This window comes from Streptosporangium sp. NPDC003464 (assembly GCF_053588315.1).
Genome location: NZ_JBSFPS010000419.1, coordinates 1 through 5,632, shown reverse-complemented (window position 1 = coordinate 5,632; position 5,632 = coordinate 1). Strand labels below are relative to the sequence as shown.

6 protein-coding genes are annotated in these 5,632 nt (G+C 72.6%); all 6 read right to left on the bottom strand.

Features of this window, described 5'->3' with window-relative positions:
• Positions 1-191: 191 nt before the first annotated feature.
• The 6 genes from ACWDS7_RS46100 to ACWDS7_RS46075 all read right to left on the bottom strand — a co-directional run bounded on the left by ACWDS7_RS46100 (position 192) and on the right by ACWDS7_RS46075 (position 5,469).
• Entirely contained in the window at positions 192-1,157 is a 966-nt protein-coding gene (locus ACWDS7_RS46100; protein ID WP_451934455.1) for a helical backbone metal receptor, read from the bottom strand.
• A 284-nt stretch (positions 1,158-1,441) separates the two neighbouring features.
• A complete protein-coding gene (locus ACWDS7_RS46095; protein ID WP_451934454.1) occupies positions 1,442-2,296 on the bottom strand; it encodes a Gfo/Idh/MocA family protein in 855 nt (284 codons plus the stop codon).
• Positions 2,293-2,421, bottom strand: a complete 129-nt coding sequence (locus ACWDS7_RS46090; protein WP_451934453.1) for a hypothetical protein — start codon at positions 2,419-2,421, stop codon at positions 2,293-2,295. Before ACWDS7_RS46090 ends, ACWDS7_RS46095 begins: the two co-directional genes overlap by 4 nt.
• Positions 2,418-3,617, bottom strand: a complete 1,200-nt coding sequence (locus ACWDS7_RS46085) for a cytochrome P450 (RefSeq protein ID WP_451934452.1) — start codon at positions 3,615-3,617, stop codon at positions 2,418-2,420. The genes ACWDS7_RS46090 and ACWDS7_RS46085 overlap by 4 nt, the downstream gene beginning before the upstream one ends.
• Before the next feature lie 51 nt (positions 3,618-3,668).
• Positions 3,669-4,661 carry a phosphotriesterase family protein gene (locus ACWDS7_RS46080; protein WP_451934451.1) on the bottom strand — a complete coding sequence of 331 codons (993 nt, stop codon included), beginning with the start codon at positions 4,659-4,661 and terminating at the stop codon, positions 3,669-3,671.
• Positions 4,651-5,469, bottom strand: coding sequence for a phytanoyl-CoA dioxygenase family protein (locus tag ACWDS7_RS46075; protein ID WP_306857402.1), 819 nt, complete (start codon positions 5,467-5,469; stop codon positions 4,651-4,653). The genes ACWDS7_RS46080 and ACWDS7_RS46075 overlap by 11 nt, the downstream gene beginning before the upstream one ends.
• Positions 5,470-5,632: the final 163 nt, after the last annotated feature.

Below are 5,632 nucleotides of genomic sequence, written 5' to 3'. Positions count from 1 at the left end.
GCACGTGGGGGCGCTGCGCTTCCAGCACCACCTGCATGAAGACCGAGCGGATCTGCCGGTGCGCGTCCCCCCGCCGGGGGACCGTCCGCCGGGCCGGAACCGCCGGGGCCGCTGGAGCCGCCGGAGGCCGAGGCCCCGGCCGGGGGACCGTCCGCCCGGCCGGGGCCGCCGGAGCGAGAGAGACCGGTCACTTATTCGGTCGCGGCCTTCTGCACGGCCTCGCCGACCTGCTTGGCCAGGTCCACCACACGCGGGCCCCAGCGGGAGGCGATGTCATCGTCGAGGGCGACGACCCGGTCGTTCTTGAGGGCCGACAGCTTGGACCAGCCGGGGCGCTTGGCGAGGGTGTCCTTGGACTGGGCGCAGCACTTGGTGTCGGCCAGGAAGATGAGGTCCGGGTCGGCCTGGGCGACGAACTCGGCGGAGAGCTTGGGATAGCCGCCGGCCGGGTCGGGGGCCTTGTCGGCGATGTTGGTCAGGCCGAACATGCCGTAGATCTGGCCGATGAAGGTGGTGGAGGTGACCGAGTAGGGCGTGGAGTCCAGCTCGTGGTAGAAGGTGAGCTTCTTGTCCGTGGGCACGGTCGCCATGAGCCGGCCCATCTCCTGCTTCATCCCGGCCACGACCTCCTCGGCCTTGGCCTTGTTGCCGGTGGCCGTGCCGAGGTCGGCGATCTGGTCGTAGGTCTCGTCGAGCTTGGCGGCCGAGGGCTCCAGCAGCACCGGGACGTTGACCTTGGTCAGCTTGGCCACGATGCCGTCGCTGTCGTTGGCGAGCACCACCAGGTCGGGCTTCTGGGCGATGATCGCCTCCGCGTTCGGCTTGAAGCCCGACAGGTCGGTCTTCGGCGCCTCGGCGGGGTGGTTCGACTGGTCGTCGACCGCGACGACCTGGGGTCCGGCCCCGACGGCGAACAGGGTCTCGGTGGCGGTGGGCGACAGCGAGACGATCCGCTCGGGCCGCTTGGCGATGGCGACCGGGCCGTTGCCCGCCTCCACCGTGACGGGGAAGTCAGCGGCGCCCGAGGACGCCGGGGACGCGGTGGCCGCGCCGGGGGCGGACGCGTCCGAGGGGGCGGGGGCGGGGCTCTGACCGCATCCGGCCAGGGCCAGCACACCGAGCAGCGCGCCGGCGAAGGCGGTACGTACGGGCCTCAAAGCGAGGTCCTTTCAGTTACCGGAACCGAGAGACCCGAGACAAGGACGGATCACCCTTTTCCACGAGGGTTGACGGCGTCGGCGCAGCGGAAGGCGACCTGGCTCGGCCTGTGGGGACCATGACAGTTGCGGGACAGCGCCGGACTCACACCGGACTTCGCTACGCGCTGCGCGTCGGACAAACGTTATCAATCCTCCTGAACACTCCGGCGTCAAGGGTTCGCGCCGGCTGTGCTCGACCGCTGTGGCCGCTGTGGCCGCTGTGGCCCGTGCGGCTGGCCGAGCTAGCCGAGCTGCTTCTCCGCGGCGGCGATGATCTCCTGGAGGCGCAGGCCGTGCGCGGCGTCGAGGGGGTGGCCCCCACCTCCGCGCACGGTCTCGGCGAACTCCGCGAGCATGACGGCGAAGACGTCCGGGCCGAGCTGGTCGCCGGTGATGGACTCCCGGCCCAGCCGGCCGTAGACGTCCACGGTGGAGGGCGGCGTCCGGCCCGGCACGCTCATGCACAGCGAGGCCTCGCTCACCGCGCCCGTCTCGTGCTCCAGCAGCAGGCCGACCCAGCCCAGCGGGTTGCCGTGGGCGCGCACCCCGGTGACACGGCCGAGCGCGGCGTCCAGCATGTCGATCATGTGCGGGCCGACGTCGAGGATCGCGCCGCGCTCCAGCCGCCACGGGGTGGCGAAGTCGCCGCCGAGCAGCGCCCCGGAGATGTTGGCGGCGTGCCCGCCGAACGGCTCGATGGCCGAGACCCGCGCCAGGAAGGACCGGGTGGCGGTGGAGTAGCGCCAGGTGAGGACCATCTGCGAGGCCACTCCCGCCTCGCCGACCGCCTCGGCCAGCCGCCGTGCCCCGTCGAGGTCGGCCGCGAGCGGCTTCTCCAGCAGCAGCGCCTTGCCCGCCTTGGCGGCGAGCACGCCCAGCTCGGCCTGTACGGCGGGCGGCACCGAGAAGGCGACCGCCTCGCAGTTGTCGAACAGCTCCTCGACGCGTTCGAAGACCGGGACGCCGAACCTCGCGGCCGCCTGGGGACGCCGCGCCCACACGCCCGCCAGGCGCGTGTCCGGTCCGGCCGCCAGCATCGGCGCGTGCACCATCTCCGCCCAGGGCCCCGCGCCCACCAACCCCACAGATATCGTCACAGGCCCAGCTTCTCACGCTCTCGTTCCCCGATCGCGTGCCCGGCGGGCCGCTCCGGGCGCGCCGCGCCGCCCCGGCGGCGGGACTTCCCGGTGACCGGCGGGGCCCTGCCGCCGGAGCGCGTCACCACTCCACGTGCAGCGCGCTCAGGCCCCGGCCGACGATCGAGGCGCGGTAGGCGATCGGCCCGCCCGGCGCCAGGCGCAGCCCCGGCAGGCGACGGCCCAACACCTCCAGGGCGGTGCTGAGCTGGAGGCGGGCGAGCGCGGCGCCGACGCAGAAGTGGATGCCGTATCCCAGCGTCATGTGCGCGTCGGCGTTGCGGCGGTCGATCCGGAACCGCTCGGGCTCGGCGAAGACGGTCTCGTCGTGCGCCGCGGAGTCGGTGGACAGCAGGCAGAGCGAGCCGGCGGGGATGGTGACGCCGTGCATCTCGACGTCCGTCGTGGTGTGGCGGAAGGAGCCGAGGCTGGCCCCGTCGATGCGCATGCACTCCTCGACCGCGCTCTGGACCATGGCGGGCGGGACGGGCCAGGCCCCCTCGCGCAGCAGCCGCAGCACGCTGTTGCCGAGCTGGTTGGGCACGGTGTCGTTGCCGCCGAGCAGGATCGTGGAGATCAGCTCGACGACCTCGCGGTGCGACAGCTCGGTGCCGATCAGCGAGGCCATCAGCGACACGAAGTCGTCCCGCGGCTCGGCGGCGCGGGCGGCGACCAGCTTGTCGACGTAGTCCAGGTAGGTCAGGAAGCCCTCCGCCAGCACGGGCTGGCGCTCGGCCGGCTGCGGCGACAGGAAGAGCTGGAACCAGTCCTTCACCCGCTCCTGGACGAACGCCTCGTCCGCCTCGGGGACGCCGATGAAGCGGGCGGTGAGCTTGACCGACGGCGGGTGGGCGAGCTCGGCGACGAAGTCGCCCCCGCCCCGGGGGAGGGCCCGCTCCAGCAGCTCCTCGTTCAGGTCGCTGAAGCGCCGGCGCATCGCGGCGACCGCGCGGGGGGTGAAGGCCCGCGACACCGACCGGCGCAGCCGGGTGTGCGCGGGAGGATCGATGTTGGCGACGAAGCTGGACAGGAACGAGCCGTGCTCGCCCAGCGTCCGCCTGGTCTCCTCGGAGAGGGTGCGGGAGATCGTCAACGATCCCTCGGAGGAGAAGCGCCGCGGATCGCCGTAGGCGGCGCGCACGTCCTCGTACCGGGTGATGACGTAGGCGCCCAGATGCTCGCTGCGGAAGACCGGCCGCTCCCGGCGGAGCATGCGCAGGAAGTCGTACGGCGCGGCGACGTGCCAGGCCGCGCTGACGTCGAAGTCGTTAGCGGTGATCATGACATGCCTCACATGCCTCTCGGTGCGGCCGGCGCGGCGCTGCCGGCACGGTCAGTACGGCTCGCGCCGGGCGAAGATGTCGCGGGGGTTGCCGACGAGCATCTGGCGGATCTGCTCCTCGGTGACGCCCCGCCTGCGGAGCTCGGGCAGCACGTCCCGGGAGATGTGGAGCAGGTGGTAGTTGGGGTGGCGCCGCCGTACCACGTCGTGGTCGAAGCGGTCGTTGAAGCAGTAGGAGTCGTGCGACAGGACCATGCGGCCGGCGTGACCGCGCGCGGCGAGCTCGGCGACGACGGCCACCCGGTCCTCGAACGAGCTGATCGTCTCGATGCCGAAGCGGTCCATGCCCAGGTAGGAGCCGCCCGCGATGAGCTCCTCCAGGTAGGCGAGGTCGGTGGAGTCCCCGGCGTGCCCGATGATCACCCGGGTCAGGTCCACGCCCTCCTCCGCCAGCAGCCGCTGCTGCCGCAGGCCGCCGCCGGAGGCGCTGTGGGAGTGGGTGGAGATCGGCACCCCGGTCGCCCGGTGGGCCGCGGCGACCGCGCGGAAGACCCGCGCGCAGCCTTCCGTCATGCCCTGGTGGTCGGAGGCGCACTTGAGGATGCCCGCCTTCACGCCGGTGCGGCCGATGCCCTCGGTGATGTCCCTGACGAAGAACTCGGCCAGCCGGTCGGGCCCGCCGAACAGCGAGCCCGGCCCCCGGTTGCCGAAGTAGGGCGGGAGCGCGTCGTAGGTGTACAGGCCCGTGGCGACCACGATGTTGACCTCGGTCAGCTCCGCCACCCTCTGCACGGCGGGCACGTAGCGGCCGAGCCCGATCACCGTGAGGTCCACGACCGAGTCGATGCCGTGGCGCTTGAGCTCGGTCAGCTTCCCCGCCGCCTCACGGGCGCGCCGTTCGAGGTCCCAGCCCTCGGGGATGTCGGGCCAGTTCCACAGGATCTCCGGACTGAGCCCGAAGACGTGCTCGTGCATGAGCGTCGCCCCGAGGTCGGCGACCGGGCCGTTGACCGTCTCGGTGCCCGCCACCGGCTCAGCGCCCATGGGGGACGACCGGGAACTTCGGGTGCTCGAAGGGCCGGTTGACGGTCAGGCCCAGACCGTCCGTCTGCTGGTACGGCATGCCGGTGTAGAGGGCGTCGGCGTCGAAGTAGGTGACGGTGAACGACAGCCGGGCGGTGTCGCGGCGGTTGGCGGCGGCGCCGTGGACGGTCAGCGCGTGGTGCGCGGTGGCGTCCCCCGCAGCCAGGTCCAGCGGGGGCGACAGTTCGAGCCCCCGCAGCCAGGAGTGCTGGCTGAGCTGGTCGTCGCCGTCGCGGGTGAAGGACCTGCCGAGCAGGCCGTGGCGGTGGGAACCGCCGTAGAACCGCAGTGAGCCCATGTCGGCGGGGACGTCCACCAGTGCCAGCCAGACGGTGAGCATGGCCGAGCGGTCCATCGGCATCCAGGGGAAGTCCTGGTGGAACTCGGTGGCCCCGTGCCCGGCCCGGTGCCCGCGGCCGTGCTCGCCGGGACCGCCCCGCTCCGGCTCCTTGATCAGCAGGTTCGTCACCTGGACCCGGACCCCGGCGACCCCGTGGAGCAGCCGGGTGGCGCCGCGGCCGAGGGCGGGGGCGAGGGCCACCTCCCTGAAGTGCCGGTCGGTCTCGGCGATGTCCCTGGACTGGCCGAACGCCCGGTCCACCTTGGAGGTGACGGCCTGTGAGCGCTCCCGCAGGCGGCCCAGCGCCCGGTCGCGGAGGAGGGCCACGTGACCGGGGTCGACCAGGCGCGGCAGCCGTACCCAGCCGTTGTCCCTGAAGAAGGCGGCCTCGTCGTCGGTCACGTCACGGACCGGGGTGTCGTCAGCCATGGGCTCAGTGTCGGACCTCGCACCGCTATAAAGCAAGCGCTTGGTATGCATGGACCGACCCGGACGCGGCGTCCCACCCGTGGGCGCCGGCCGCCGGCTCCCACCTGATCGACTGGCGAGAGACCCGGCTGGGCGAACGGTTCGAGATCACCACCATCGGCAC

Bases quoted from the DNA above. Each gene is read 5' to 3' on its own strand.
- ACWDS7_RS46085 (WP_451934452.1), bottom strand. From the start codon at position 3,617: ATGATCACCGCTAACGACTTCGACGTCAGCGCGGCCTGGCACGTCGCC.
- ACWDS7_RS46080 (WP_451934451.1), bottom strand. From the start codon at position 4,661: ATGGGCGCTGAGCCGGTGGCGGGCACCGAGACGGTCAACGGCCCGGTC.
- ACWDS7_RS46075 (WP_306857402.1), bottom strand. From the start codon at position 5,469: ATGGCTGACGACACCCCGGTCCGTGACGTGACCGACGACGAGGCCGCC.